Raw genomic sequence first — 26162 nt, forward strand, 5'->3', positions numbered from 1 at the left:
CGCCGTCACTCCCGGCTGGGCAACCTCAGCCCCGCGACCTACGAGCAGCAGCTCACGACACAGAACGAGGTGTCCGGCTGACGGGTGTCACTCCACATTACGGCTTCGTCATCGACGTGCTCGCCGCCTACCGCCCGACCGGCAAGGGCCGCGTCGAGCGCCAGGTCGCGATCGGACGAGATCATGTCCTGGCCGGGCGCACGTTCACCTCGCTGGCCGAGCTGGACGCGGCGTTCGCGGCGTGGGTGCCGATCCGACGCGGGCAGGTCCACCGCACCCACGGCGAACAGATCGGTGTCCGTGCGGCCCGCGACCACGCGGCGCTGGGGCCGTTGCCGCAGTTCGGATACGCGGTCACCGAGACCCACCTGCGCCGGGTCGGGCGGGATGCGTTGATCTCGTTCGCCGGCTCGTCCTACTCCGTCGCCGCGAGAGCCGCGGACGGGCGCCTGACGAAGGCCGGGCAGCGGGTCGAAGTCCAGGTCGCGGCCGAGCACCTGGAGATCTGGCGGCTCCCGGTCGATGGCCCCGACCAGACGCCGACGCTACTGGCACGCCATGCTCGCTCACCGCTGCGCGGGCAGATGGTCATCGACCCACAGCATTGGGCCGAGCTCCCCGACGGCCACACCCGTTCCACCACCCTTGATGCTGCACGCTCCCCGGACCCTGAACCCGTTGCCACACAGCAGATCCCGGGAATATCGATGTCGTCGTCGATGGTGTTCGACCGGTCTCGGGCCGCGTTCGAGGTCACCGTCGCTCGACGGCCGCTGACCGACTACGACCGCCTCGCCGGACTGCCCGCACCACCAGAGCCCGCCAACGAAGCCGCTGGCCCGTTGAGCGAGGCCGCCGAGTCGGGCGAGTCGTTGGTGGGTGCGGCATGAGCGAGCTGATCACCAGCCGGATCACCACGCACGCCGCTCGGCTCGGCCTGCCGCACCTGGCCGAGAACGTCGAGCTGCTCATCGACCGCGCCGAGGCGGACTCCATGGGTTACCGGGAACTGATCGACACCATCCTCGGCGAGGAACTCGACCTGCGCGAGGGACGGCGGTTGCGGACCGCGCTGAAGCTGTCCGGGCTGCCCCATCACAAGACCCTCGACGAGTTCGACTTCGCCTTCCAACCCGACCTCGACGTCCGCAAGATCCGTGACCTCTCGGCGCTGGCGTTCGTCGAGGCCCGCGGCAACGTCGCTCTGCTCGGCCCGCCGGGCACCGGCAAGACCCACATCGCCGTCGCGCTCGCCGTCGCCGCCTGCCGAGCCGGGCACTCGATCTACTTCACCAGCCTCGATGACTGCGTCCGCCAACTCCGCGCCGCCGAGGCCGCCGGCCGGTTCGCCAAGAAACTCCAGACCTACCTGCGGCCCTCGGTGCTCGTGTTGGACGAGGTCGGCTACCTGCCCTGCGACCGAGCCGCGGCGAACATGGTGTTCCAGCTGATCAGCCGCCGCTACGAACGCGGCAGCATCATCCTCACCAGCAACAAGACGTTCTCCGAGTGGGGCCAGGTGTTCACCGACGAGGTCATCGCCACCGCGATCCTCGACCGGCTCCTGCACCACTGCGACGTCGTCGCGATCAACGGCCCCAGCTATCGACTCAAGGACAGGACCCTGTCCTCGGTCCCAGCGGCCGTGTCATGATCCCGCCCGGGCCAACGACACATCAGGTCGTCCACCAACCGACACCACAGCCCGTCCCCGGACACCACCCGGTTACACGGCTACCTCCACGACCGGCCACCGGCCGAGTACGAGCAGGCGTTCTACGCTGCCCAACAGGACGACCGCGAGACGGTCGAAATCCTATGAGCCGGGCCTCCACCGAGCCCAGGGCGAGTCATTCGACCGGGTCGACTACCGCGGGCGCAACCTGGTCGAGCGTGGGTTCTGCGACGTCAAGCAATGGCGCGGTCTGGCGACCCGCTACGACAAACTCGCCCTGACCTACCGCGGCGGGGTTGTGCTGAAGGCGATCGTCACCTGGCTACGCGCTTTAAGAGACCTTCCCTAGGCCGAACAAGGCGGTCGAATCGTCACGAGGACCCTCTCCCTATTCCGACGGGCGTCGCCCGTGGCGTAGTCGAGGGTGCAACCCAGTTCTACGACCGTCGGTTCGGTCGCTCGCAGCTCCGCCGCTTGCTCGCTGCCACACCCGTAGGTCTTGGCGGCCGCCGCCTCCGCCGAGCGCGGTGGGTGACGTGCCCTGCTGCTTCGGAGGTCACCATCATCCTGAGCGCGTCGCGACATGCACAGACGCCCGGCCCCCGGACAGGACCTCGTCCAGTCCGGCCCGGAGTCCGGCTTCCATGATGTCTAGATGGTCCTCGGTCGCGGTGAGGGGCGGCGAGACAGCTATCGATGTCGACATCGGCCGGACGATCACGCCGGCGCGCCGGGTCGCCGCAGCAACGGCTGCGGGGAGCCAGGGGTCGGACGCGACTCTGTCGGGGTCGAGGTCGACAGCACCAAGCACACCGACGCCGCCACGCGATCCCGCAACGAGCGCGTGGTCGTTGAGCCTGGTGAGCCGGTCGAACAAAGAACCCTCCAGGACAGAGGCCCTGGCCTGAAGCCCTTCGCGCTCGATCACCCTTATCGTCGCGAGGCCTGCGGCGCAGGCCGCGGGATGACCGGAATAGGTCTGCCCGTGGCGGAAGACGTTGCCGGGCGAGTCCCAGAACGGGCTCGCGACCGCGCCGGAGACGACAACGCCGCCGAGCGGCTGGTACCCACTCGTCACGCCTTTAGCGAACGTGATGAGATCAGGTTGGACGTCGAAACGCTCAATACCGAACCAGTTGCCCAATCTACCGAATCCGCAGATGACGGCGTCGGCGACGAACAGGACGCCATGTCGAGCGCAGACGTCGGCCGCTTCACGCAAGTACCCGGGCGGTGGTGAGAGGACCCCTCCTGCACCTATGACAGGTTCGCAGAAGAATGCGGCGACACGATGACTTCCTAACTCCGTGATTCGGCGCTCCAATGAAGAAGCGTCGTCCCATGCGACCTGAGCTACGTCAGGGACGAACGGGGGAGCAACTCGGTTCCCGGGCATCCCGGCCAGGGCGGTGCCGAAGCCGTGCGTCCCGTGATATCCGTGCTCCCGGTGAAGTAGAATCGTGCGCTCGGTCTGTCCGACGAGTTGGAAATGCGATCGGCACAGTTTTGCAGCCGTGTCTATCGCGTCCCCGCCCCCACTGGTGAAGAAGATCCGTGGTGATTCGACGGGAGCTCGGGCAGCGAGGGCGTCGGCGAGTTCGAGGGCGGGCTCGTTGGCGAAGTCGGCGAACAGGTGGAACGCGTCGAGCTTGGCAAGCTGTGTCGCGATCGCTTCAACGATCTCGACGCGCCCGTGTCCGACATTCGAATACCAGAGCGCGGAGGTCGCGTCGAAGTACCGGTGGCCGTTCGACCCCCATATCCAGACGTCCTTTGCGTGCTGGATCACCAACCTCTCGTTGCGCACGGTGTGCATGTCGGCGAACGGGTGCCAAAGGGTCATCAAGTGCCTCCTAGGCCGGGAAGTAGATGGTTGACTGGCGGATGACGAATCCCGGGCAACCGGTTGAAATAAGCTCTATGTCGACTTGCTCCCGAATCCGGGCGCGTGGCCGGCGGAAAGGCGTGCCCGGCGGCCCCGAATCGTCCACATCGGACCCAATCGTGAAGTTCCGGTGAGCGACCGTGTGGCCGGGTCCTGCCAGGTCTGCGCGGGAGAACGCCACCCCATCTCCGGGACGCCCCGCATCCGACGAGATGCTGCAGGAGCACGTGCGGCCCCCCCGCGTTACTTGTCGCCTGTGTACCGGTCCCCGGAATGCAGCGATCACACCCGAGCCAGCCACGCGGTAGGTATGTCCTGGTCGTCCATTCGGTCGCCCAGCCGCGCGCCACTGCGGCCCTTGACGACCCGCTGTGTCGCGTCGGGGGTTGCCTTTCCTACCCTCGTCCTGTGGGAATCTCCGCGCGGGCGCTCGCCGCCGACCATCGGCTGGACCTCACCATCGTCGCAGGTGAGGCAGCCGCCGATCGTCCGATTCGTTGGGTGCACGCCATCGAACTCGTCGACCCGACGCCGTGGCTGTCCGGTGACGAGCTCGTGATGACTACCGGTCTAGCGCTGCCACTGGGGGATGACGAACGCATAGCCTACGTCGACCGGCTCGCGGACGTCGGCATCGCGGCCTTGGCTTTCGACACCGGGACGGCGCACGGCGCGGTGCCGCCGGCGGTGGTGGCCGCCGCCGACCGGCGTGGCGTACCGCTCCTGGCCGTGGGACCGCAGCTGCCCTTCATCGCCATCAGCAGGGTCGTGGTCGACGCGCTCGCCGACGATGAGCTTCGTGAGGCCCGACTCCTCTCGGCCCGCCAAGCCGACCTCGCCCGGGCGGCCATCACAGGCCAGGCCGCGGGCGTAGTCCGCTCCCTTCGACGAACACTCCATTGCCAGGTCGTGCTGACCGATGCGGGCGGCGGGGTGGCTGCGGACACCTCCGATGAGGACCGGCGTCTCGCCGACCGGGTACGAGGGCTGATCGGACCCGGCGGACGTTCCGGGACGAGTGTCATTGTGGACGAGCATGGGACGCTGCTGGTCCAGGCGCTGTCATCGGCAGCGCGCAAGCGGGCTGGCTACCTCACCATCAGCGCCAGCCGCCAGCTGTCCCCTTGGGAACGGGCCCTCGTCGGGCACGCCGTTGCCTTGTTGACCGTCGAGTCTGCCCGCCCCGCGCCTGCGACTACGTCGCTGCTCGAGGCGCGACGAAGCGCCCACGCCGTGCTCGTCGGAACTCCCCGGAGCCAGGCCGCGCTACTCACGGCGCTCGATTTCGACCCGAACGCCGAAGTCGTTGTTCTGGCCGTCCTCGGGATCGGGACGGCAGGTCGGACGATTACCGTCGTCAGCAGGAGCCTCGATGAGGTCCGGGTTCCCCACCTCATCGGCGACGGCCGATCCGGGCCGGTGTTCACCGTGCCTGAGTCGGCTGTCGCCACTGCCGTCGAGGCGGTCCGAGGATCCATCCGCGACGGGGGTGTCCGGATAGGGATCAGCGGTCCGACGACGTTCTCCGCCCTCGCCCTCGCCGTCACCCGCTCCACCGCCGCGGCGATGCACGCCGTGGCCTCGGATCGTGTCGTCATGTCGTTCGATGACGTCGGCATAACAGAGCAACTGGTGGCGGCGATGCCGCGAGAGCAGCTCCGAACCCTGGCCGGGGCCCTCGTGCCGCTCAGCGGCACCCTGCTGGACACGTTACGTGCGTACCTCACCTGCAACGGACATCTAGAGGCCGCCGCAGGCGTGCTCGGCATCCACCGGCACACGCTTCGCCAGCGCTTGGAGCGCAGTGAACGGCTGCTCGGCCGTTCTCTCGGGAGCGCGGCGGCACGAGTCGACCTGTGGCTCGCGCTCCGTGCGGCGGACCTAGTCTCGGACTCCGAGATGGACAGCTAGCTGCTCCCGGACTGTACAAGGCGTCCATAGCTGGGCCACCAGAACCTCCTTAGCCTTGCCATCCAACGGTGACCGCGCGAGATCACGATCACGCTGCAGTGGTGGGCGAGCCCGGAGTTCGGGAGGGGCTCATGCTTCTTGCACTTGCAAGAGTGATCTGTTAGGACTAATCACGATTCGCGTCGAAGAGGACTCCGATCCGTGCTGGCGATCTGGAAACGGATTGCTTTCGTGCTTGTCGCCGGCGCACCCCAAATGATTTCACCAGAGGACGATTGGATTCTTCGATGAGCGATGACCCGCCACCTGTTCCCCGACTAGGCGCACTCGTTCCGGGCGGGGGTTTGGAAATCGAGATACGGAACCGGTTCGTTCGCGCTTCTGTCTGGTTGGCATCGCGGCGGCAGCGATGGCCGTCGGGCACGGTGGTGACCCGAGGTGCTGTGCACCGCACCCCCGCCGCCCCGCACCCCGAGGGGACCGATGGACCACGGCGGGTGACGCACACGAGTACTGGCTGGGTTTCGGCTCGGTTGCGACGCAGCTCCGCACTGTTCGTGACGACGGCCGTCGCGGGCGTGGTCGTGCTCGCGGGCTGCGGCACCGGCACCGGGGGCGGGGAGCCGGGCACCGCGGCCGGAATCCCGGCCGGGGACCCGGTCGCCGGTGGGACGCTGCGCTGGCGCGCGTCGTCCGACGAGGGATGCATCGACCCTGCCCAGGTGCAGTTGCGGCCGTTCGTCGCCTTCGGCCGGCAGATGGTCGATTCGCTGACCTACCAGAACAACGACGGCGAGATCGAACCGTGGCTCGCCTCCGAGTGGACGGTCAACGAGGATGCCACGGCCTTCACCTTCACCATTCGCGATGGCGTCACCTTCGGTGACGGCACACCGGTCACCGCCGACATCGTCAAGCGGAACTACGACGCGATCTCGCAGATGGGGGTCGCATCCCCGCTCGGGTCTCCGGTGCTCGCCGGGTACACGGGGAGCAGTGTCGAGGGCAACACGGTGACGATGTCATTCGGCAAGCCGTCTGCGTCGTTCCTTCAGGGCAGCTCGATCCCGGCCCTGGGCATCGTGTCCCAGGCGACGCTCGATAGGACGCTCGCCGAGAGATGTGCGGGCCAGGTCGACGGGACCGGTCCGTTCGAGGTGCAGGAGTACGTGCGCAACAGCACGATCACGCTGGCCCGGCGCGAGGGATACGCCTGGCCGCCTGCCAGTTTCGATAACCAGGGGAACGCCTATCTGGACTCGATCTCCGTGCAATTCGTGCCGGACGGATCCGTCGCCGTCGGCATGATCCTCTCCGACCAGATCGACTTCGTCACCGACATCGTTGTGACCGACGCGGATCGGATCGTGAACAGCCCCGGTGTGACGGTATGGGAAGCGATCCAGCCCGGGACCAACACCGGCCTGGCGACCAACCCGAAGAGTGGACCGATGGCTGACTTGCGAGTTCGGCAGGCAGTCAACAAGGCCATCAATCGCGAGGAACTCGTCGCGGCGACATTGTCGTCAATCGACACTATCGCGCCTGGGATCCTCTCGCCGAAGAACCCGGGATTCGCCGATCTCTCCGAGATGCTCACCATGGACGTCGCCGGGGCTGGCGCCCTGCTCGACCAGGCGGGTTGGATTCCAGGACCGGACGGCGTCCGAATCAAGGACGGACAGCCGCTAAGCATCGAGATCATGTATTATGTCCCGCCGCTGGCCCCGTATCAACCCATGCTCGAACTCATCCAGCAACAGCTCGCCGAGGTGGGCATCGAAGCCGAGCTGTCGCCGCAGACCGTCGCTCAGGCCTTCGATAACGAGCGCACGTTCAACTTCGACCTGAGCCTCAACGGACGCACCCGATGCGATCCCATCGTCCTCGCGGACTGGTTCGGAGGTTACGACCCGGAACTGGACACGCTCATGGCGGCGGTCGAGGCGGAGCCGGACACCGCGCGCCGGAATGAGATCGCCGCGCAGGCGCAGAGGTTTGCAATGGAGAACGTCTACCTGGTGCCGACGAACGTGTGGCGGTACCCGCAGGCCTACCGGTCCGAGGTGCAGGGAGTGGTGTTCGACTGCGCCAACGTCCCTGCGATGTCTGAAGTGTGGATGAGCGAGTGACCGTGCCTCAGGCGTCCGACGATCCCATTGGCGGCGCCGTCGTTTCCACCTCCGACCCAGATAGTTCAGTTTCCGCCTCCCCACTCGTCGATCTCGGCGACCAGCACCAGGTCCGATCGGCGATGCACCGGTTTGCGACCGGAGTGGCGGCGGTATGCGGGCTGGCCGACGGGCAACCGCGTGGCATGGTGATCAGCCGCTTCGCGTACGTGTCCTCGGCCCCCCCGATCGCCGCGATCTGCATCCACGCCGGATCGCCATCATTCCCGGAGGGATCGATGACCTGGCCGGTACTTCGGGAGCTGCCGACGCTGGGAGTCAGCATTCTCGGAGAGCAGAACCTGGATGCCGCTCGGTCGCTGTACCGGCGCCCGGAGGAACGATTCTCCGGGGTATCGTGGCGAGCCGATGAATCCGGCGCCGTCCTGATCTGCGGGAGCATTCTTAATCTGCAGTGTAGAATCCGTAGTAGCGTTCGTATTGGGAGCCACGATCTGGTTCTGCTGGATATCGTGGAGGCACAGGAAGGCCTGGATTCGGCTCCGCTGCTGTTCCACGGCGACCTGTACCGGGTGCTCGACCCGGTCCGTCAACATTCTATAACTGGAGGTGAGTAACCGTGGTAATGCCGTTCCGGCTGGCGCTGTTCTCGATGTACGGAGCGCGGCACTGGGACCTGCCTCAGTTGCAGAACAACGACTGGCGCCGGGCTCCCATGTATGTCGAGGCGGCCCGGATGTTGGAGACACGCGGTGGACTCGAGGCCATCATCTTCGCTGACGGGGCAGCGATCCCGACCGCGTACAAGGGCTCGACCGAGGCGTACGTGCGCTACGGCCTGGAGGGGGTCAACGGCGACGCTGTCCCCCTGCTTGCCGCGATCGCAACCTCGACCCGGCACATCGGCCTCATGTGTACGATGTCGACCTCGCTCTACCCGCCATACCTGCTCGCGCGGATCCTGGCCACCCTGGACCACCTCAGTGGCGGGCGGGCCGGCTGGAACCTGGTCACCTCGGTCGGGGAGGTAGCGAAGAACTTCGGTGCCGACGCTCTCCCCGAGCACGACGAGCGCTACGACCGGGCCGAGGAGTTCCTGGAACTCGTCACGCAGTTGTGGGACAGCTGGGCCCCCGGCGCCGTGCTGCGTGACCGTGACGGGCTCCGCTTCGCGGATCCGGAGCGGATCCGGCCGGTGAACTACGAAGGTACTTACCATCGGGCCGCCGGGCCGCTCACGGTTCCCCGTCCGCCCCAGCGCCGTCCCACGATCATGCAGGCAGGTAGCTCGGAGCGGGGGCGGGACTTCGCCGCGAAGAACGCCGACATGATCATCTGCATTCGGAACTCACCGGAGGCGATGAAGGACTTCCGCGACGACATCCGGGAGCGGGCCCGCTCGTTCGGGCGCAACCCGGACAGCGTCAAGGTCTTCTTCACGGTGCGTCTGTTCGTCGGCGACTCATACGAAGACGCGCTGGCCCTGCGGTCGTCCATGATCGACCGGGCGACGGTGAACGAGGAGGTCGGGCTCGCGAACTATTCTTATCGGGCGGGTTACGACTTCAACAGGCTCCCCCTCGACGAACCGTTGCCCGCCGATTTCCGGACGGGGCACTCGCAGAGCATGGTCCCGCAGTACACCGAACGCGGGCAGACCCTCACCCTGCGAGAGATCGCGCTCGCCGAGGCGCGCAAGGAGAACTTCCACCTCACCGGTACGCCGAAGGACGTCGCCGACGGGATGGTGGACCTGATGGAGCAGGTCGGTGGTGACGGCATCGCGATCCGCGACACGAACGACCCGACGACGGTCACCGCCGTGGTGGACCGTGTCATCCCGCTGTTGCGGGCTCGGGGCGCGGTGCGCAGCCGGTACCGCTACTCGACGTTGCGGGAGAACCTGCTGGATCCGGAGTTCACGTCATGACCGGCGCCGTCGGTCAGACCTATGGACCAGGCCCCGGCCGTCGCCGGACTCGAATGTGGGGAGCTGCGAGGATATGACGGACAAGCGGCCGATCCGGCTGGGTTGGGTGAGCTCGATCAGTCCCGCGGGTTGGGAAGACGACCGCTTCCCGCAGATGCTGGACTGGACCCGACCCGAGATGTATGTCGAGATGACCAGAGTGCTGGAGTCCGCCGGGTTCGACTTCGTCGTCCTCGACGATGAGCAGCTCACACCGGACGCGTACGAAGGCTCGCTCGCGGCGGCGGCTCGCCGTGGGGTGGCGCTGCCCCAGCTCGACCCGTCGGTACTGATCCCGATGTTGGCCGCACATACCCGGTCGATCGGCTTCGTCCCGACCCTGTCGACGGCCCTGTATCCGCCCTTCATCCTCGCCCGGTTGGTCCGCACCCTCGACCACCTGTCGGACGGCCGGGTCGGCTGGCGGCCGGGTACGACGGTAAGCCGTTGGGCTGCTCGAGCGGCGGGGCTCGCACCGCCCGGGGGGGGCGAGCAGCGCGAGCGGGTCGAGGAGTACATGCGAGTCGTTGCCGCGTTGTTCGCCAGCTGGGAGCCCGACGCGGTGGTGGAAGACCCGGTGTCGGGGACGTTCGCCGACCCGGAGAAGGTTCGCCCGATCGACTTCGTCGGACAGTATTACCAGGTCCGCGGACCGCTGAACGTCGTGCCCTCACCGCAGTACGACCTGCCGGTATTCCACACCGTTGCCGAGGAGGCCGACATCGGGTTCGCGGCCGCCCACGCCGACGTCGCGATTGTCCCGTTCGCCCCGGTCGAGGAGATCCGAGGCGTCCGGGAGGAGTTGCGGCACCGTGCAGTGAGCGCAGGCCGCTCACCGGACGCGGTTCGCCTCTACGTGGGGCTGAACCCACTCGCTGGCCGGACCGCCGATGCCCGAGAGGCGATCAGTCGTCCGCTCCCGGAGACGGAGTGCATTGAGTTCGGGCTGGTGCGGTTGTCCTGCGGCACCGGCATCGACCTGGCGAGCGTGCCACTCGACGAGCCGCTCGACGACACGCTCACCAAGCAGATCGAGAGCAGCCCGTTCGGTCGGTCCGCGGCGATCGCGCGAGCGTCGTCCTTGCGTGAGGCGGCCGCGGCCGTCGGTGTCGCCGGGCCGTACGACGTCAGTGGCGACGCGGAGGAGATCGCCGACGACCTCGAGCGGATCGCCGATGCGACGGCTTGCGACGGCTTCGTGCTCCGTGGCCGCTGGATCCCGACCGAGGTGAACTATGTCGCGAACCATGTTGCAGCGGTCCTGCGCATGCGGGGACGGATGGCGCCGCGCGAGCGCTCGTCACGATTGAGCGACCGGTTACCCGCAGAGCCGGCGCGATCGAGTTGATGGTCACGACGACTGACCGGGCGCCCCATCCGGCCCGCCCGTCCCGGGCGGGCACCGGGGGCCCGGCTGGATTCTCGATGCTCCTGCTACGGCGGGTCGGTCAGGTACTTTTCGTCATCTGGCTCGCGTTCACCCTCTCATTCATCCTGCTGAACGTCCTTCCCGGCGATGCCGTGCTGGCCAAGCTCGGCGGGGTGGACGCTAACAGGCAGATCACCGAAGCCGAGCTCGCCGCGATCCGGGCGCAGGTCGGTCTGGACGGACCGCTGGTCACGCAGTATCTGCAGCGGCTCGGCGGCGTGGTCACCCTGAATCTCGGCCACTCCCTACAGACCCGGGAGCCGGTGCTGGACATGCTCGTCACTGCACTCCCACCGACGCTACAGCTGGCCGCGGCCGGGTTTCTGCTGGCCATCGCCTTCGGCGGGTTGCTCGGAGCAACTGCCGCGTACACCCGTACGCCGTGGCTGCGCACCGCGCTGTTGGCATTCGGTACGATCGGCACCGCGGTGCCGGCATTCTGGATCGGGATCTCGCTGATCACGCTCTTCTCCTTCTGGTTGCCGCTCTTCCCGGCCAGCGGGACCGCCGGTCCTTCTTCCCTGGTCTTGCCTGCGATCACGCTGGCGATCATGCCGGCGTCGCTGGTGACCCAGGTCTTCTACGAAAGCCTGGCGCGGGCGATGTCCGAGCCGTTCGCGACGACCGCGGTGATGAAGGGGGCCAGCCGCATGAGGGTTCTGGTACGGCACGGGATCCGCAACGCGGCCGTGCCGGTGGTCACGCTGGCCGGGGTCGTCGCCGGCTACCTGCTGGTTGGATCGGTGGTCGTCGAGACCGTGTTCTCCCGAGCCGGCATCGGGTATCTGACGGTCAACGCAGTCCGCACGGTCGACCTGTCTGTGATCTCCGGCCTGGTGGTGTTCAGTGCGGTTGTCTTCGTCACGTTGAACCTGCTCGTCGATCTGGCGTGCCCGTTCATCGATCCCCGGATGCGTGCGGGGATGACGTCGTGACCGCCGCACGGCAAGCGCCTGCGCCGGCTGCAGCGGTCACCGAGTCGCCGGGTTCGGGGCCGCTCGTCCGGCCGCGGGTGCGCCCGGAGTTCGTCTTACCGGCGGTCGTGGTGGCGTTCTTCGTGCTGATCGCGCTGTGGCCGGAGCTGATCGCCAGCCAGGACCCGACCTTGGCCCAACCGCGAGAACGGCTGTTGCCACCCAGCGCCGAGCACCTTTTCGGGACCGACTCGATCGGACGCGATCAGTTCGCTCGGGTCGCACACGGGACGTTGCCGTCGTTGCGGGCCGGTCTCATCGCAGTGTCCATCGGGCTCGTAGGTGGGGGGCTGTTGGGGCTGGTGTCCGGTTTCAGTCGCGGACCGCTCGACCTGGCCATCGCGCGGTTGTGCGACGCGCTGCTGGCCATACCCGGCCTCCTCATGGCGCTCGCGTTCCTGACCGCCATCGGTTCCGGGGTCACCGTCGCGGCGTGTGCGATCGGCATCGCCCAGATGCCGGTCTTTGCACGGGTCATGCGCGCCGAGGTGAAGCGGGTCAGCGCTTTGCCCTACACCGAGGCAGCCGCGGCAGCCGGGGTGGGGCCGGTGGCGACGGCCGTCCGGCACGTCCTGCCGAACTCGTGGGGCCCGGTCCTCGCGCTCGCGGCGTTGGAGTGCGGGCAGGCAATCCTCATCCTCAGCTCGCTGAGCTACCTGGGGTTCGGGGAGCCGCCACCGGCACCGGAGTGGGGTGCGCTGATCGCGGCGGGCCAGTCCTACCTGGCGGTCCAATGGTGGTTGGCGGTGCTACCCGGTGTCGTCCTGGCCGCAATGGTGATCGCGATCACGCGCCTTGGTCACGCGGCGCGTCGGAACGACCGGTGACCGGGTCGGCCTACGCCGGGCACCCCCTACTTGGACGAGGACGCGACTCATGACAAGCGACGCTCATGTGCAGGTGCGTGGACTATCCGTGTCGTACCGGGTGGGTGGCCGGCAGGTCACCGCAGTTAACGATCTCGACATCGAATTCTGCCGGGGAGCGGTGACCGCCGTCGTCGGCGAGTCGGGATCGGGCAAGAGCACGGTGGCCCGGGCGATCGCCGGGATACTCCCGTCCAACGCCAGGGTCGACGCGGGGGAGGTGCTGCTGGGCGGGCAGGATCTCCTCCGGCTGTCAGAGCGGCAGCTGCGGACCATTCGGGGCAGTCGGGTCGGGTTCGTCCCGCAGGATCCGACGGCGAGCCTCAACCCGACCCAGCGGATCGGCGCTCAGGTGGCGGAGGCGGTGGTACTTCACCTGCCGATGCGCGGCGCGGCACTACGGGATCGGGTGGGTGAACTGCTCGCTGGTGCGGGACTCACCGACGTCAAGCGGATCTCCCGGAGCTTCCCGCACGAGCTGTCCGGCGGGATGCGACAGCGCGTGCTCATCGCGATCGCGCTGGCGGGCGGCGCCGAGCTGGTGATCGCGGACGAGCCGACGAGCGCCCTGGACGTCACGGTCGCGGCACGGGTCCTGGATCAGCTGACCAAGATGGTGACCTCCGCCGGTACCACGCTGGTGATCATCACGCATGATCTCTCGTTGGCCACTCACCGCGCCGACCGGGTAGCGGTGCTGCACCGGGGAGCCGCTGTCGAAGCCGGCCCCGCTGCTGAGGTCATGGCGCGCCCGCGACACGAGTACACCAGCCAACTGCTCGCGAGCACCCCCGGGCTCCGGGACCGGCGGCAGGACCGCGTTCGGCCGGACACCTCCGCCGTGGACGGTGCACTGGTCCGTTTGGAGGGCGTGTCGAAGTCCTTCGGCGGCAGCCGGTACGGCAGAGCCGCGGTCGCGGCGTTGTCGGATGTGTCGTTGCGTCTGCTGCCCGGGCGGACGTTCGCTTTGATTGGCGAGTCCGGATCTGGGAAGTCGACGACGGCGAGGATCGTGCTCGGTCTCGAAAGAGCCGACAGCGGCACCGTCGAGTTGTTCGGGCACGATCTAGCCGATGTCGGGCGGCACGCCATGCGCGAGCTCCGGCGGCGGGTCCAGGTCGTCTATCAGAGTCCCTTCGCCTCACTGGATCCGCGCTTTTCGGTCGGCCGGAGCATCCGGGAGCCACTCGTGGCGCATCGGGCGGGCACCCGGGCTGAACAGCTCGCTCGGGTCGATGAACTACTCAACCTGGTTCGCCTGCCGTCGTCCTATGCCCGCCGGAGACCCGCCGAGCTGTCCGGTGGGCAGTGCCAGCGGGTCGCCATCGCCCGCGCGCTGGCGTTGTCGCCCGAGTTGGTCGTCTGCGACGAACCGGTGTCGGCGTTGGACGCTTCGGTCCAGGCACAGGTGCTAGATTTGCTGCGCGAGATCCAGGAACGTTCCGGGGTGGCCTACCTGTTCATCTCCCACGACCTGGCCGTCGTGCGCGATATCGCGCACGATGTCGCGGTGATGCAGAACGGCCGGATCGTCGAGTCCGGCGGTATCGACGACATCTTCGAACGACCGACACAGCCCTTCACCCGGTTGTTGCTGGAGGCAAGCCTGCGACACGCCGGCGGGACGGTGGAGGCCACCATCGGGTCCGAGGGCTGAGTGGTGCGGTCGACGACGGGTCTACCCCGTCCTGCCGTCGGTCAGCACCGCATCAAGGTCATCGGTCAGGTCGGTGAAGTACTGGATCTCGGCTCGCAGGCGGTACTCGGTGTGCCGAAGGGCCCACCGCTTGGTCGGGGGAAACGCTCCGTGCCGTCGGGACAGCGCTGTAGGACAGCCCTGTCAAGCATCTTCTGCGGCAGCTGGATGCGCTCGGCCAGTACGGTGGGGAGGGTCCGGCGATTCGTCTCGTCGATCCGGGCGAGTGCCAGGTCGAAGGGGTCGTAGCGGAACCACACCTCGGCGAGCCCTTCGGCGCGCAGCTCGGCAAGGGCGCGACGGCCCTTCTCGGGGATCTCGTAGACGCGGCGCATCGGACGGTTCCCGACGATCTCCTGACCGAAATTGCGCAGCAGGCCCTCGGCGGCGAGCCGATTCACCGCCCCGTACAGCGCACCGACCGAGACTTCGGTCCAGAGGTGGACATGCCGGGCCACACCCTCGAACCGGAGGCGATGACCGTGCATGGGCCCGAGTTCAGCGAAGGAGAACGAAGAGGCGAATGGATGACATGAACCTTGCCCTCGGGAGACTAGAGATGGGTTCAGAATGAGCTCGGCGTGTCTGCTGTAGACACTCGCTGAGCTGCGGCAGAGTCGTCCGACATGGCTGCCGATCTTGTTCCTGACTCGTTGTGGGAGCGCCTGCGCCGCCCGGCGCGCGGGTCGTCACCCAGCTGCGGGGCACGTCTGGACCCCGATCGACGCCGGCGCCGCCGGTGCCATCCTCGCCGCTCTCGGCCATCACGCGGTGCGCCTGTTGCCCGGCCCCGCCACCGCGGCTGGGCTACCCGATCCGATCCAACCGTGCTGCCCGTGCCCACATCGGGGCCGGTTCCCGTTCCGCCCGTCTCCTGGAGATCCCGTGACCGTCACCGTCGTCGTCGGTAACCCAAAGCCCGGTTCCCGCACCCGCGCGGCCGGTGAGCTGCTCGCCGAGCAGCTCACCGGTGCCGCGCCGGATCACGTCATCGAGCTGATCGACCTCGGTCCCGGCCTGCTCGGCTGGGGTGATGAGGCCGTCGCTGCCGCCATGAAGACCGTGCAGGCGTCCTCGCTTGTCGTGTTCGCCAGCCCGACGTTTAAGGCCACCTACACCGGGCTGCTCAAGCTCTTCCTCGACCAGTTCGCAGGCGGCACCGGACTGCTGGACGTCGTCGCTGTACCGCTGATGCTCGGCGCCGGCCCGACCCACGCCATGGCGCCCGACCTGACACTCAAACCCGTCCTGGCAGAGCTCGGCGGCACCTGTGCGCTGCCTGGCCTCTACCTTCTCGATTCGGGTTTTACCGACGATCCCACTCTCTCCAGGTACGTCGAGCGATGGACGCCGGTCGCTCACGCCCTCATGGCCATGTGAGGTCCCCGGTGGCTCGGAGTGCCTGACAACCGAACCCGAGACGGTTCAGCGGATGCCATGTGGGCGTTTCTGACCCTGGTAATCGAGCGTGGTTCCTCTGGCATGTCGTTGGATGGACCTCGAGGCCTCCGGCGATTCGGCTGACAGCTTCGACTGGTGGCGTCAGTCGTGAGTGGCGTGTGGGCGCCCGACTTCGCGGGATTGTCGGACGAGCCTCTGCGCGAGCTGGAGACGAGATCGCTCGTACTGCGCGAGTGCGCGAGGGATGTCGTCGGGTATGTCCACCAGCGCGCGGACGAGGGCGTCGATGTCGAGGAGGGCATTGTGAAACCCGGCTCCCGTGACGGGGCTGACGGCGTGTGCGGCGTCGCCGATCATGGCGACAGGGCCGCGAGAGAGCCTGGTGGGCAGGTATTCGGCGACCGGGGTGCCGACGAACTGTCGTGACGCGAGCCGGTCGCGGATGGCGCTTCTCCACGGGTTCGGCCATCGGATGGTGGCGTCGAGGAGGGTGTGTAGCACCCTGTCGTCGAGATCAGGTCCGTAGAGGCTGTGGACCACAGTGCGTCCTTGCAGAATCCCGTTCATCCGGAGGTAGGCGTTGTGGCGTGCGTCGAACCAGGTGAACGAGCCGAGGCGGTGGCCCGGGCGGATGTCGGCATCGCTGCCAGGGATGGCGAAGGTGACGAGCAGTTGCTTGCCGTGCTGGTGCCAGCCGACGCGAGCGGCGCGCGCGCTCAACGGAATTCGGAGCGTGCTCTCCTCTATGAGTCCGCGCCACAGAATGTACCCGCTGTACTCGGCGTGCGGGCGGCGCGGTTCGATGTGACCTCTGACAGTCGAGCGGTGTCCGTCCGCCCCGAGCACGAGATCCGCCGTCCATTCATCGGCATCCGTGTGCACTGACGCGCGGCCGTCGGGCGAGACCTGGATGCCGGTCACGGTGATCCCCCGATGCGCGGTGATGAGTCGCTCGCGCTTCATCGCGTCACTGAGTCGGTCGTAGACTAGCCGCCAAAGGGTCATCGGTGCGTTGAATCCGACCTCGATCGTCGGGATGTCCCAGGTCGGTGCGCCTGTGACTCGCGAGAGGAGTCCCAGATCGATGCCGATGGACATGCCGGTCGCGTCTGATCGAGACTTCTCGAGGATCGTGACCCGCCATCCTGCATGTGCCAGCGCGAGCGCTGCACTGCGCCCTGAGAGGGATGCGCCGACAATGACCGCGTGGAGTCTTTTTGCACGGGATGTCACGGCGCGACCAGTGGAGGCAGGGCAGGGATGGCACGTTCGAGGAATCCAGCCGGGAACTCGGCGACGTGCCGTGCGCGCTTCACGAGCTCTGCGCGCGGCCGGAGATCCGCGGATGTCGGCGCCGCCTCGAGATCGATGAAGCTCTCGATCACCGCTCCGGCGGGCTCATGGAAGTAGACGGTGAGGCGATCGCCGGGGCCGTGATGCACCGGGCCCCACAGATACCGGGGATCGGTGTCCACTGTGGTGAGAAGGCTTTCTGCGCTGAGTGCTTCCCAGGCGTAATGATGCAGAACCGACCTGTCGCCGGTGAAGAGCGCGATCGACTGCTGCTCGCCGGCGAAGCGTAGAAAGGCGGCGTTGCGGCGGCCGCGCAGATGCGCGGCCGTTTGCATGCCGAGAGTCTCGGTGAGGAATGCTGCGAGGGCATTCGGCTCGGGTACCTGCCGATTGACATGGCCCAGGCGGGATGACGTTGCGCCCGCGGTCGCTTGTGCGAGGACGCGCCACCGGATGCCCTGGGGACCGGTGAACGCGACGTCGTCGGAACCGGCGCCAGCGGATCCGACGGCTTCGGTGCGGAGCCCTGCCCGGTGGAGCCTGTGGCGCAGACCGTGCAGCGCCCCCGCGTCGCTCGCGAGCAAGGACACGTGGTCGAGACCCGGGGTGGCGCCCTCGATGTATTCGAGCTCCGGCACGGACGCGACCGCGTCTCCAGCAGGCGATGGCCGCGGAGAGACGGCGAGCGGCGCGCCGAGGATTGCTGCGGCGAGTCGGGCGTTACCGGTGGGATCGGGTGTGCGGATGGTGACGGACGCCACCGTGGCGATCGGGCCGGGACGGTCGCTACTACTCATGCGTGAGTACGATCTTGCCCGCCGGTCCGGATTCGAGGTGACGCGTGGCGGCGACGATGTCGTCGAGCGGATACGTGGCGGCGATGCGTATGTGGAGTCGTCCATCCGTGACACGCTCGACGATCTGCTGCAGGATCTCCGTGGACGTCGCGGCGGCGGCACCCGTCACCGCCGCGCCCACTTCGGCCGCGCGGGCGAACGATGTCGCCGTGACCAGGCGATCCGGGCGAACTCCTTCTGCGAGTCCGAGGTCGAGGTACTCGGGGCCGACCAGGTCGATGACGGTATCCAGTTGGCGGCCCGCCAGCGCTTCGTGCACTCGGTCGGAGAGTCCCGGGCCGTACGCGACCGGAACGGCTCCCAGGCTCACGAGCCATTCGGCGCTGCGTTCGGAGGCGACCGCGAGCACCTCCACGTCGCGCCTTCGAAGCAGCTGCACGATCGTCGACCCGACGCCCCCGGACGCGCCGGCGACGAGCGCTCGCTCGCCCGGTGCCGCCCCGCTGCGCTCGACGAGGGCCCAGGCGGTCGCCCCGATCATGTACAGCGAGCCGGCCACCTCCCATGGCATGTCCTGGGGCTTCCGGACCAGCTGATCGTCCGCGACGAGCACATGAGTGGCGTGGGTCGTCCACTGGCGGTTCCATCCGATGACCTCGTCCCCGACTCTCCACGCGGTGACCTCAGGTCCGACGGCGGACACGACACCTGCAAGGTCGCTGCCCTGCGTTCCGGGGAACGTGACCGGGAAGTGGGACCGCAACTCGCCGGAACGCCGGTGGGAGTCGAGCGGGTTCAGCGCCGCCGCCCGCATGCGCACCACGACCTCTCGAGGACCGGGCACGGGGGCGCTGGTCTCGGTCAGATGGAGCACCTCGGGCGCACCGTACCGGTCGAACTGGACGATCTGCGCGATCTCGGACATCGAAAACTCCTCCCACAAGCGGAATAGCCATTCCGCTTCGTTGGATAGCATATGGAAGTAGGATTCCGTTTGTCAAAGCGAGGAGAGGTGGCTGATGCGGTCGGATGCGCGCCGGAATCGAGAGAAGCTGCTCGACGCCGCACGCCGGCTGCTCGCCGAGCGGGGTCACGAGGTGTCCATGGAGCAGATCGCCGCTGCCGCCGGAGTAGGTCTGGGCACGCTGTACCGCAACTTCGACAGCAAGCAGGCGATGCTCGCCGACGTCGTTCGTGAGCGCTACCAGACCCTCATCGAGTTCGCTGGGCGCTGCGAGCAGATCGATGATGCCGCCGAAGGACTCCGAGCGGTGTTCGAGGGTTACCTCCAGATCGCCGAGGACGACGCGGTCTTCCGCTATGCGATGCTCGGGGAAGAGCTCGACTGGCACGACGTCGGGGAGCACAAGGCCCTTTTCGCCGGCCATGTGGAGCGCATCATGCGTCGTGGAGCCTCGGCCGGCGTGCTACGAGACGACATCACGTTCGCGGACTTTCCGATGCTCGTCTGCGGCGTGCTCGCGACCATGCACTACCAACCCGGCCCCCGACCCGATTGGCGCCGCCATCTCGCACTCACCATGCGTGCGATCATGCCCTGACGGCGACATCCGCCAGCCGACAGGCCGACATGTTTGACCTCGACGGTGAACACGATGCGGGCCACGGGCATCCCTCACGCCGGTGGCCAGCACGCACGATCGCCGCGATTCACTTCGGCTTGCCACCGGCTTCGAGCCTCGGCATCCGCCGATCTGCTGCACCCGTGAAGGCGCGCGAACCAGGTCCACCATGATTGCCACCAGCGCCGCGCTGGAGGCAAGCCGGCAAACCACCCTCGCCCGGGTCGTGACCGGCCTGCAGCGCAGCCGCGGCACCGTCGCCCTCGACGGAAAACCGCTGACCCGCCGCGGACGGCTGCGCGCCAGCGCGGTCGTCATGCAGGACGTACAACGGCAGCTGTTCAGCGACACCGTACGAGGCGAGATCGAGCTGGCCGCGACCGACGCCTCGCATCCGACGGACGTCACCGCGCTGCTCGAACAACTCGACCTCGCCGCGGTCGCCGAGCGACACCCACCGTCACTGTCCGGTGGGCAGCAACAACGCCTCGTCATCGCCGCCGCCCGCATCACTGGGCGCCGGGTCGTGGTCTTCGACGAACCCAGCTCCGGAGTCGACCGCCACCCCCTCTGCAGTCCATCTCGCAACGGATCCGCCACGTGGCCGACAGCGGTGCTGTCGTACTGCTCATCAGCCACGACGAGGATCTCCTCGCGCTCACAGCCGACATGCAGCTCACGCTCGCCCCGGCCGAGGGGGCTGACACGGCGACGGTCAACGGGGACCACGGCCCCGTCTCCCGCGACTACCGGAGCCACCCAGGCCACCGACCCTGCCACGCCACGTCTGCTGCGAAAACCGGAAGAGCCGCTAATCCGGCACACCACCGCTTCTGCGCCAGAGCAGGAAAGTTGACAGTCCTCCGTCGCCGGGGTCGGCAGCACTGTCAGTGGTGGCCGAGGTGGTCACCGGCCCGTGCCGCGGTGGCGAGTGCGGCCACGACCGGGCCGAGCGCCACCCGGGCCTGGTCCAACGCCCCGGCCACCTCCCGGCAGGTATCAGCCCCCGACCGGTCACCACGGTCGTCGTAGAGTGTGAACGCCTCGGGGAGGTGGCCGGCGACGTGCGCGGACAGCTGCGCGAGCAGCTGATCCCACCGTGCGGCCGCGGACTCGACCGCGGCGATGAGCTGCGCTACTGCGGCGGGGGAGCCCAGCGCGTCGGGGTGGCGGGTGGTGTTGTTCAGGTAGCGCACCAGCTCGCTGAGCGCCTCGCCCGCCGCCGCGGTGAGCTCGGGGGTGCGGGGCCCGTCATAGGGCCACACGGCGGCGACGAGGTCGCCGCCGCGGAACTCCAGCCATCCAGCGCAGCCCGCACCTCATCGCCTCGACTGTGCTCGCTCAACGGGCCCTCCACGGTCACAGGGGTGCAGTCGGTCGGCCCCGTGGACGAGCTGCCCGGGGTGCTGGTGCGGGGTTCTAGCGGATGGTGATGACGGTGATGTCGAGGTCGAGTCCGGTCCAGGCCTGATCAGCGGTGATCGCGGGCCCGTCGAGGCGGGCGGCCAGGGCCAGGCAGCACCGGTCACCCAACGACAACCCGACGGTGCGGGTGGCCGGACACAGCTTGGCTGCGGTGGCGGCGTCGAGGGGTTCGATCCGGATACCGAGGGTGCGCACGACGGTGAGACCTGTGCGCACCTGCCCGAGCGCCACCCCGACCGTGACGAGGACTCGGCGATCTCCGGACGCATCCGCTCGATCAGCTGCTTCTCGGCCGCCAGCATCACCGCGGGCAGCGGCGAGCAGAGATTCACGTGGTCGGCCAGCGGGAGGCGTTCCTCCTGGGAAGCCGTCACGGCGTGGTCCGACGCTGCCGGACGGGGGTGAGGGTCTCGGGGGGCTTGGGACCTGAGCCGGCACCGCCGGTCGGGCAGGGCAACGCTCCGACGGTCGACACGGACACCTCCAGCGTGCCGACCCGTTCGATCGTGACGGTGACCTCGTCGCCGTCCGCCACCGTGCCGACGCCGGCGGGTGTGCCGGTGGTGATGACGTCTCCTGCCAGAAGCTTCGTCACCGAGGAGACGTAGCTGACGAACCGGGGGACGTCCCAGATGAGGTCGGCGATGTCGGCGTCCTGGCGGATCTCTCCGTTCACCCAGGTGCGCAGTGTGATCGTGCCGAGGTCACCGACCTCGTCCGGGGTGACCAGGTGCGGGCCGATGGGGGTGAATGTGTCGAACGACTTGCGGGTGGAGCGGTCCTCGCCCCCACGCATGGTCATGTCGATCAGGCAGGTGTAGCCAGCGATGTGCTCGGCGATCCTGTCAGGTGCGATGTCACGTCCGTCTTTTCCGATCAGCAGGGCCAGCTCCCCCTCCTGGTCGAAGCGCCGGTCGGTGTAGGGCAGGCGGACGACGCCACCGTGCGGTGCGACTGACGACGGTGACATGAGGAAGAAACCCAGCGCCGAGACGTTGCCGATCTGCTGCATCTCCTCCTGGTGGTCGCGGTAGTTCACGGGCGCCGCGATCACCTTGCCCGGTTGTGAGACCAAGGGAGCGTAGACTGGGGGTCCGGGCAGCTCTGGCTGGGCGAACGCCGTCTGCTCGTCGGGCAGCCCCACCCGCAGCAGCTCGACCATCGGGTCGGTGCTGGTCCGGTCCTGCGGGAGCAGCCCGGAGAGGTCGTGGAGCCGGTCGCCGTCGAGTGCGGTGACGATCGTGCGCCCCTCATGGATCAGGCTGGCGAAGCGCATCAGATGCCGTTTCTCTCGTGTGCGGACGCATGAGGTACGCCGTGGCCGACATGGTCAGCGTAGAGCCAGTCGAGCTCGGAGTAGTCGTCATCGGCGCGGAGGCGGAAGTACCGGTCCCGCAGGGTCGTCACCATCGGGTCGGTGGTGTGCCACAGGTCACCCCACGGGCGGGCCACGAGCTGGCACTTGGTGGTCTTCGCGAGGCGACGTTCCTGGTAGGTGCGAAAGGCGTCCTGCGGTTCTCGGTGGTGGACGAGCTCGTGGGTCAGCACGAGGACGTCCTCGAGTGCCTGGCAGGCGCCCTGGGCGAGGTACTGACGCATGGCGTGGGCGGCGTCGCCGATCAGGACGGTGTGTTGGGTGACCCACGACGTGAGGGGGTCGCGGTCGTAGATGGGCCAGACCCGGTGGCTGTCGAAGAGGTCGAGCGCGGCGAGGACGGTGTCGCACGAGTCCGCGAAGACCTCCGCGAGCTCCGCACGCTCGCCCCAGCCTGCGCGTCCGTCCTTCGCCCAGCCACTCTCGAACACGGCGACCTGGTTGTAGAGTTGGCCTCCGCGCACGGGGTACTGGATGAGGTGCCGGTTTGGCCCGATCCAGAGGATCATGTCGGTCGGGTCGAAGCCGAGGTCGGCGTCCGCGATCGGGACCGTGCCGCGGTAGGCGACCTGACCGGTGAAGAGGGGCTCGCTGTCGTCGTGGAGCCGTCGTACCTTCGAGTGAATGCCGTCGGCGCCGACGACCACGGTGGACCGGATCGAGGCGCCGCCCTCCAGGTGGACGGTGGCGTGGTCGGGACCGTCCTCGACCGTGACGACGCGGGCGTTTGTCTGCATGGTGACCCCGGGGGTGCGCCGGGCCGCAGCGACCAGTGCCTCGAGCAGGTCGTGGCGGTGGGTGACCACGTACGGGTACCCGTAGCGGGCGACGAAGCGGTCACCGAAGTCGAGGGCGGTGAGTCGCTCCTTGCGGACCGCATCCATGACGATCGTCGAGCGCGGGGTCACGGCCAGGGGCCGGAGGTCCTCCCATACTCCCAGCCGGTCGAGGCTGCGGACGGCGTTGGGGCCGAGCTGGATCCCCGCACCGATCTCGCCGAACTGCTGCGCCTGCTCGAGGAGCAGCACCTCCTTGCCGGCGAGGCCGAGGGCACGGGTGATGGCGACTCCGGCGATGCCGCCGCCGATGACGATGACGTCAGGGGGACCGGTCATCGGGCGGGCTCGGTGCGGTGGACATGGAGCGCCTCGAGAACGGGGGCGTCGCTGGTGACGAAGAGGTCGAGCTGTCCGTCCGACGCCGCGACGGCGTGGGTCGCCCACGACGGGATCACGTAGACGTCACCGGCCCGGAGATCGTACTCCTGGTCCGCGACCGTCGCGGTTCCACCGCCAGCGAGGACCGCGACCACGCGGGAGCCGGTCTGCCGCTCCGGCGGGAGCTCGCCACGGGGTCGGACGCGCAGCATTTCGCAGCGCATTGTCGGCATCACGTCCGCGGCGCGGGTCGGGTCCTTGAACCGGACCGTCGCCGCCGACTCCCCGGTCGCTCCCAGGATCGCCTCGAGGGCGGTGTCAGTGTCGGCCCACCGGTAGACGAGCAGCGGTGAGTGCGGGGTCGCCGGGTCGTAGAGGCCCACCGGCACGATGCCCGGGTGGGCGTAGTTGATCTCGGAGCCCGACACCGGGTCGGTGCGCTGGTCGACCTCATCCAAGGGGCCCTCCTCGAAGAAGATCGCGTCGAGGAAGTCGATCATCGGTAGGTCGAGGACGTCGAGCCACACCATCGACCGCGGGCTGGGGTTGTGGTGCTGGTGGAAGCACATCGACGGGGTGAGGACGAGGTCCCCTCGCCCCATGTGGAGGGGGTCCCCGTTGACGAGGGTCCAGACACCGCTCCCCTCCAGGACGAAGCGCAGCGCTGCCGGGGAGTGCCGGTGCGCGGGTGCCACTTCGTGCGGGCCGAGGAACTGCGCCGCTGCCCATAGGCTGTTCGTGGCGTAGGGGGCACCGCTGAGACCGGGGTTCGCGAAGGCGAGTACGCGGCGATCGCCGCCGCGGTCGATCGGCACGAGCTCCATCGCACGCTGGCCCAGCTTCATGAGGTCACCGGTCCGCCACCGGAAGGGGACCATCCGCGGAGCAGGTGCCGCGGTGAGGAGGCCCTTCATCTCCCAGAGGGGTTGCAGGTCGTGGGCAGCGAAGTCGGCGTAGAGCTCGTCGAGATCGGAGTGGCCCGCCGCCACAAAGCGCTTCGTGGTCATGACGCCTCGGGCCCTCCGATCAACCGTGTGGCCGCGGTGAGGGCGAAGGCCAGCTGCTGCGTCTGGAAGGCGGGCCCGGCGCGGTGATAGTCGATGTCGTGGCCGACACCGGGCCACAGCTCCGCGTCGACGAGCGGGGAGTTCACGAGTACCCGGACGAACTCCTTCACCTGGCTGCGGTCCGAGATCCAGAGGTGGTCGAACTCGCCGTGGCGGAGGTGCACGGGAACCGTGATGGACGGTGCCAGCTCGCGGAAGCGGTCCTCCCAGGCGGTGAAGATCTCGACGAGTTCCTTGACGAGGACCGGAGTGTCTCCGTGGACAGCCTCCTCCGCAGCCGGCATGTCGTTGCTGTAGCTCCCTGCCGGGCCGAACATCAGCTGGAAGCGCATCGCGCCATCGCAGGGAAGCCATTCCATCGGGAGTGAGGTGAACCGCGCTGCGGTGTCGGGTGGCGACTGGACCAGACATCCGGAGAGAGCGACGCCCAGGAGCGGCCACGCCGGGGTGTTGGAAGCGAGCAGGATGCTCAGCGCTCCACCGATCGAGTGCCCGACGAGGAACACGCCGGTGGTTCCGCCGCCGAACTCCTCCCAGAGCTCGCCGATGAAGTGGTCGATCGTCTCGACGTTCGCCTGGAATATCGAGCCGTCGGTCTCGAGCCGGCTGGTTCCGCCGTAGTTGGGCCGGTCGACCGCGATCGCCGGGATGCCGAGCGCCTCCGCCCGGTCAAGGAGCGAGTAGCCCGGTACGTCGAAGAACTTCGAGTCGTAGCCGCCACCGTGGAGCGCGACGACGAGGGGGACGTCCCGATCACCGGTGTGCTGCACGGACGCATTCATCCGGCCGGACAGGGTCATTCCCTCGGCCGGGCCGCCGGACGTCATCTTCCGCGTGAACGTGGTGCTCATCGGGCGGTCCCCTCGGTCAGGGTGTAGGACTTGCCGGGGTCGAGTGGTGTGAAGGTGGTTGCCTTCGGGCCGAAGTTGGTGAACAGGGCGCGGTGCAGGCCCCGGTGCGCCGGCCCCAGTCCGCCGTCGTGGATCGGGATGACCACGGTGGGCTCGATCGACCGGACGAAGTCGATCCCCTCCGAGGCCTTCATCCACGGCCCGGCCAGTGGCGCCAGCAGCACATCGACCGACTGCGAGGGCGCACTCAGGGCGTCGCCGGGAGTGAACACACGGCCGGCGATCTCGTAACCCATGTTGACCGGCAGCGGGAACCCCGGATACAGCGTCTCGTGGGTGCTCTGCGTCGCCACGACCTCAACGCCGGCGACCTCGAACGCCCCCGTCTCCACGGCGGTGAACGTCACGTCGAGGTCCCTGACCTGCTCGGCCAGGTCGGCCGGTCCGTAGAGGGCAACGCCACCGTCGGTAGTGAGACTGCGCATCTGGTCGGTATCGAGGTGGTCAGGGTGGCCGTGGGTGATCAGGACCGCGTCCAGGGGCCCGACCCCGCCGAGCGGCTGGGAGAGGTTCCCGGGGTCGAGCAGCAGCCGAGACGTTCCGGTTTCGATCAGTACGCAGGCGTGTCCGAGGAAGGTGAGGGAGATGTCGTTCGCCATAGGTGGATTGCCTTTCC

At 68.1% G+C, this 26162-nt stretch carries 26 protein-coding genes; 14 read left to right on the forward strand and 12 right to left on the reverse strand.

The window, feature by feature from the left end; genetic code table 11:
• Nucleotides 1–116 precede the first annotated feature (116 nt).
• The 3 genes from AB0J24_RS26105 to AB0J24_RS26115 all read left to right on the forward strand — a co-directional run bounded on the left by AB0J24_RS26105 (nt 117) and on the right by AB0J24_RS26115 (nt 2024).
• Nucleotides 117–890: a hypothetical protein gene (locus AB0J24_RS26105; protein WP_358686067.1), complete on the forward strand. Its 774-nt coding sequence runs from the start codon at nt 117–119 to the stop codon at nt 888–890.
• A complete protein-coding gene (istB, locus tag AB0J24_RS26110; protein ID WP_358686069.1) occupies nt 887–1654 on the forward strand; it encodes an IS21-like element helper ATPase IstB in 768 nt (255 codons plus the stop codon). Before AB0J24_RS26105 ends, istB begins: the two co-directional genes overlap by 4 nt.
• A 127-nt stretch (nt 1655–1781) precedes the next feature.
• Nucleotides 1782–2024 (forward strand): transposase, encoded by a 243-nt coding sequence (locus AB0J24_RS26115; RefSeq protein ID WP_358686175.1) that lies wholly within the window; start codon nt 1782–1784, stop codon nt 2022–2024.
• A gap of 213 nt (nt 2025–2237) precedes the next feature.
• Here the strand turns inward: AB0J24_RS26115 and AB0J24_RS26120 are convergent, their stop codons facing one another.
• Nucleotides 2238–3518: an aminotransferase class III-fold pyridoxal phosphate-dependent enzyme gene (locus AB0J24_RS26120; protein ID WP_358686072.1), complete on the reverse strand. Its 1281-nt coding sequence runs from the start codon at nt 3516–3518 to the stop codon at nt 2238–2240.
• A 450-nt stretch (nt 3519–3968) separates the two neighbouring features.
• Here AB0J24_RS26120 and AB0J24_RS26125 point away from each other — a divergent pair, with 450 nt between their 5' ends.
• The 8 genes from AB0J24_RS26125 to AB0J24_RS26160 all read left to right on the forward strand — a co-directional run bounded on the left by AB0J24_RS26125 (nt 3969) and on the right by AB0J24_RS26160 (nt 14498).
• Nucleotides 3969–5471 carry a PucR family transcriptional regulator gene (locus AB0J24_RS26125; RefSeq protein WP_358686074.1) on the forward strand — a complete coding sequence of 501 codons (1503 nt, stop codon included), beginning with the start codon at nt 3969–3971 and terminating at the stop codon, nt 5469–5471.
• Between the two features lie 557 nt (nt 5472–6028).
• Complete coding sequence (locus tag AB0J24_RS26130; protein ID WP_358686076.1) at nt 6029–7603, forward strand: ABC transporter substrate-binding protein; 1575 nt, start codon at nt 6029–6031, stop codon at nt 7601–7603.
• Nucleotides 7600–8220, forward strand: a complete 621-nt coding sequence (locus tag AB0J24_RS26135; RefSeq protein ID WP_358686078.1) for a flavin reductase family protein — start codon at nt 7600–7602, stop codon at nt 8218–8220. Before AB0J24_RS26130 ends, AB0J24_RS26135 begins: the two co-directional genes overlap by 4 nt.
• A gap of 8 nt (nt 8221–8228) precedes the next feature.
• The gene (locus tag AB0J24_RS26140) at nt 8229–9533 is read left to right on the forward strand and encodes an NtaA/DmoA family FMN-dependent monooxygenase (RefSeq protein ID WP_358686177.1); all 1305 of its coding nucleotides are present in this window, start codon (nt 8229–8231) and stop codon (nt 9531–9533) included.
• A gap of 55 nt (nt 9534–9588) precedes the next feature.
• Nucleotides 9589–10920: an NtaA/DmoA family FMN-dependent monooxygenase gene (locus AB0J24_RS26145; protein WP_358686080.1), complete on the forward strand. Its 1332-nt coding sequence runs from the start codon at nt 9589–9591 to the stop codon at nt 10918–10920.
• Nucleotides 10921–10997: 77 nt separating this feature from the next.
• Entirely contained in the window at nt 10998–11936 is a 939-nt protein-coding gene (locus AB0J24_RS26150; protein ID WP_358686082.1) for an ABC transporter permease, read from the forward strand.
• A gap of 122 nt (nt 11937–12058) precedes the next feature.
• Nucleotides 12059–12802, forward strand: coding sequence for an ABC transporter permease (locus tag AB0J24_RS26155; protein ID WP_358686084.1), 744 nt, complete (start codon nt 12059–12061; stop codon nt 12800–12802).
• A gap of 49 nt (nt 12803–12851) precedes the next feature.
• Complete coding sequence (locus tag AB0J24_RS26160) at nt 12852–14498, forward strand: ABC transporter ATP-binding protein (protein ID WP_358686086.1); 1647 nt, start codon at nt 12852–12854, stop codon at nt 14496–14498.
• 65 nt (nt 14499–14563) lie between these two features.
• On the opposite strand, the gene AB0J24_RS26165 is transcribed toward AB0J24_RS26160, so the two are convergent.
• Complete coding sequence (locus AB0J24_RS26165) at nt 14564–15025, reverse strand: PadR family transcriptional regulator (RefSeq protein WP_358686088.1); 462 nt, start codon at nt 15023–15025, stop codon at nt 14564–14566.
• A 397-nt stretch (nt 15026–15422) separates the two neighbouring features.
• Here AB0J24_RS26165 and AB0J24_RS26170 point away from each other — a divergent pair, with 397 nt between their 5' ends.
• Nucleotides 15423–15917, forward strand: a complete 495-nt coding sequence (locus AB0J24_RS26170; protein WP_358686091.1) for an NAD(P)H-dependent oxidoreductase — start codon at nt 15423–15425, stop codon at nt 15915–15917.
• A 162-nt stretch (nt 15918–16079) separates the two neighbouring features.
• Here AB0J24_RS26170 and AB0J24_RS26175 read toward each other — a convergent pair whose 3' ends face one another.
• The 3 genes from AB0J24_RS26175 to AB0J24_RS26185 form a co-directional block, all read right to left on the reverse strand.
• Nucleotides 16080–17036, reverse strand: coding sequence for an FAD-dependent monooxygenase (locus AB0J24_RS26175; protein ID WP_358686094.1), 957 nt, complete (start codon nt 17034–17036; stop codon nt 16080–16082).
• Nucleotides 17037–17167: 131 nt separating this feature from the next.
• On the reverse strand, nt 17168–18028 hold the full coding sequence (locus tag AB0J24_RS26180; RefSeq protein ID WP_358686096.1) for a hypothetical protein: 861 nt from the start codon (nt 18026–18028) through the stop codon (nt 17168–17170).
• A complete protein-coding gene (locus tag AB0J24_RS26185; RefSeq protein ID WP_358686099.1) occupies nt 18021–18953 on the reverse strand; it encodes an NADP-dependent oxidoreductase in 933 nt (310 codons plus the stop codon). The genes AB0J24_RS26180 and AB0J24_RS26185 overlap by 8 nt, the downstream gene beginning before the upstream one ends.
• A 94-nt stretch (nt 18954–19047) precedes the next feature.
• Here AB0J24_RS26185 and AB0J24_RS26190 point away from each other — a divergent pair, with 94 nt between their 5' ends.
• A complete protein-coding gene (locus AB0J24_RS26190; RefSeq protein ID WP_358686100.1) occupies nt 19048–19590 on the forward strand; it encodes a helix-turn-helix domain-containing protein in 543 nt (180 codons plus the stop codon).
• A gap of 82 nt (nt 19591–19672) precedes the next feature.
• Nucleotides 19673–20467 carry an ATP-binding cassette domain-containing protein gene (locus AB0J24_RS26195; protein ID WP_358686102.1) on the forward strand — a complete coding sequence of 265 codons (795 nt, stop codon included), beginning with the start codon at nt 19673–19675 and terminating at the stop codon, nt 20465–20467.
• Nucleotides 20468–20498: 31 nt separating this feature from the next.
• On the opposite strand, the gene AB0J24_RS26200 is transcribed toward AB0J24_RS26195, so the two are convergent.
• The 7 genes from AB0J24_RS26200 to AB0J24_RS26230 all read right to left on the reverse strand — a co-directional run bounded on the left by AB0J24_RS26200 (nt 20499) and on the right by AB0J24_RS26230 (nt 26145).
• Nucleotides 20499–20876 carry a hypothetical protein gene (locus AB0J24_RS26200; protein WP_358686104.1) on the reverse strand — a complete coding sequence of 126 codons (378 nt, stop codon included), beginning with the start codon at nt 20874–20876 and terminating at the stop codon, nt 20499–20501.
• Between the two features lie 154 nt (nt 20877–21030).
• A complete protein-coding gene (locus AB0J24_RS26205) occupies nt 21031–21252 on the reverse strand; it encodes a hypothetical protein (RefSeq protein WP_358686106.1) in 222 nt (73 codons plus the stop codon).
• Between the two features lie 154 nt (nt 21253–21406).
• The gene (locus AB0J24_RS26210) at nt 21407–22312 is read right to left on the reverse strand and encodes a fumarylacetoacetate hydrolase family protein (RefSeq protein ID WP_358686109.1); all 906 of its coding nucleotides are present in this window, start codon (nt 22310–22312) and stop codon (nt 21407–21409) included.
• Entirely contained in the window at nt 22312–23526 is a 1215-nt protein-coding gene (locus tag AB0J24_RS26215; protein ID WP_358686112.1) for an FAD-dependent monooxygenase, read from the reverse strand. Before AB0J24_RS26215 ends, AB0J24_RS26210 begins: the two co-directional genes overlap by 1 nt.
• Complete coding sequence (locus tag AB0J24_RS26220) at nt 23523–24575, reverse strand: cupin domain-containing protein (protein WP_358686114.1); 1053 nt, start codon at nt 24573–24575, stop codon at nt 23523–23525. The genes AB0J24_RS26215 and AB0J24_RS26220 overlap by 4 nt, the downstream gene beginning before the upstream one ends.
• Complete coding sequence (locus AB0J24_RS26225) at nt 24572–25486, reverse strand: alpha/beta hydrolase (RefSeq protein ID WP_358686117.1); 915 nt, start codon at nt 25484–25486, stop codon at nt 24572–24574. The genes AB0J24_RS26220 and AB0J24_RS26225 overlap by 4 nt, the downstream gene beginning before the upstream one ends.
• Complete coding sequence (locus AB0J24_RS26230) at nt 25483–26145, reverse strand: MBL fold metallo-hydrolase (protein WP_358686119.1); 663 nt, start codon at nt 26143–26145, stop codon at nt 25483–25485. Before AB0J24_RS26230 ends, AB0J24_RS26225 begins: the two co-directional genes overlap by 4 nt.
• Between the last annotated feature and the right edge of the window lie 17 nt (nt 26146–26162).

The organism is Pseudonocardia sp. NPDC049635, from assembly GCF_040659795.1.
GTDB lineage: Bacteria > Actinomycetota > Actinomycetes > Mycobacteriales > Pseudonocardiaceae > Pseudonocardia.

What these genes read in the sequence shown, in the direction of transcription:
- AB0J24_RS26215 (WP_358686112.1), bottom strand. Translation starts at nt 23,526, where the DNA reads ATGACCGGTCCCCCTGACGTCATCGTCATCGGCGGCGGCATCGCCGGA.
- AB0J24_RS26175 (WP_358686094.1), bottom strand. Translation starts at nt 17,036, where the DNA reads ATGTCCATCGGCATCGATCTGGGACTCCTCTCGCGAGTCACAGGCGCA.
- AB0J24_RS26140 (WP_358686177.1), top strand. Translation starts at nt 8,229, where the DNA reads ATGCCGTTCCGGCTGGCGCTGTTCTCGATGTACGGAGCGCGGCACTGG.
- AB0J24_RS26210 (WP_358686109.1), bottom strand. Translation starts at nt 22,312, where the DNA reads ATGCGCTTCGCCAGCCTGATCCATGAGGGGCGCACGATCGTCACCGCA.
- AB0J24_RS26230 (WP_358686119.1), bottom strand. Translation starts at nt 26,145, where the DNA reads ATGGCGAACGACATCTCCCTCACCTTCCTCGGACACGCCTGCGTACTG.
- AB0J24_RS26225 (WP_358686117.1), bottom strand. Translation starts at nt 25,486, where the DNA reads ATGAGCACCACGTTCACGCGGAAGATGACGTCCGGCGGCCCGGCCGAG.
- AB0J24_RS26190 (WP_358686100.1), top strand. Translation starts at nt 19,048, where the DNA reads ATGCGGTCGGATGCGCGCCGGAATCGAGAGAAGCTGCTCGACGCCGCA.
- istB (WP_358686069.1), top strand. Translation starts at nt 887, where the DNA reads ATGAGCGAGCTGATCACCAGCCGGATCACCACGCACGCCGCTCGGCTC.
- AB0J24_RS26160 (WP_358686086.1), top strand. Translation starts at nt 12,852, where the DNA reads ATGACAAGCGACGCTCATGTGCAGGTGCGTGGACTATCCGTGTCGTAC.
- AB0J24_RS26220 (WP_358686114.1), bottom strand. Translation starts at nt 24,575, where the DNA reads ATGACCACGAAGCGCTTTGTGGCGGCGGGCCACTCCGATCTCGACGAG.
- AB0J24_RS26120 (WP_358686072.1), bottom strand. Translation starts at nt 3,518, where the DNA reads ATGACCCTTTGGCACCCGTTCGCCGACATGCACACCGTGCGCAACGAG.
- AB0J24_RS26165 (WP_358686088.1), bottom strand. Translation starts at nt 15,025, where the DNA reads ATGCACGGTCATCGCCTCCGGTTCGAGGGTGTGGCCCGGCATGTCCAC.
- AB0J24_RS26185 (WP_358686099.1), bottom strand. Translation starts at nt 18,953, where the DNA reads ATGTCCGAGATCGCGCAGATCGTCCAGTTCGACCGGTACGGTGCGCCC.
- AB0J24_RS26150 (WP_358686082.1), top strand. Translation starts at nt 10,998, where the DNA reads ATGCTCCTGCTACGGCGGGTCGGTCAGGTACTTTTCGTCATCTGGCTC.
- AB0J24_RS26180 (WP_358686096.1), bottom strand. Translation starts at nt 18,028, where the DNA reads ATGAGTAGTAGCGACCGTCCCGGCCCGATCGCCACGGTGGCGTCCGTC.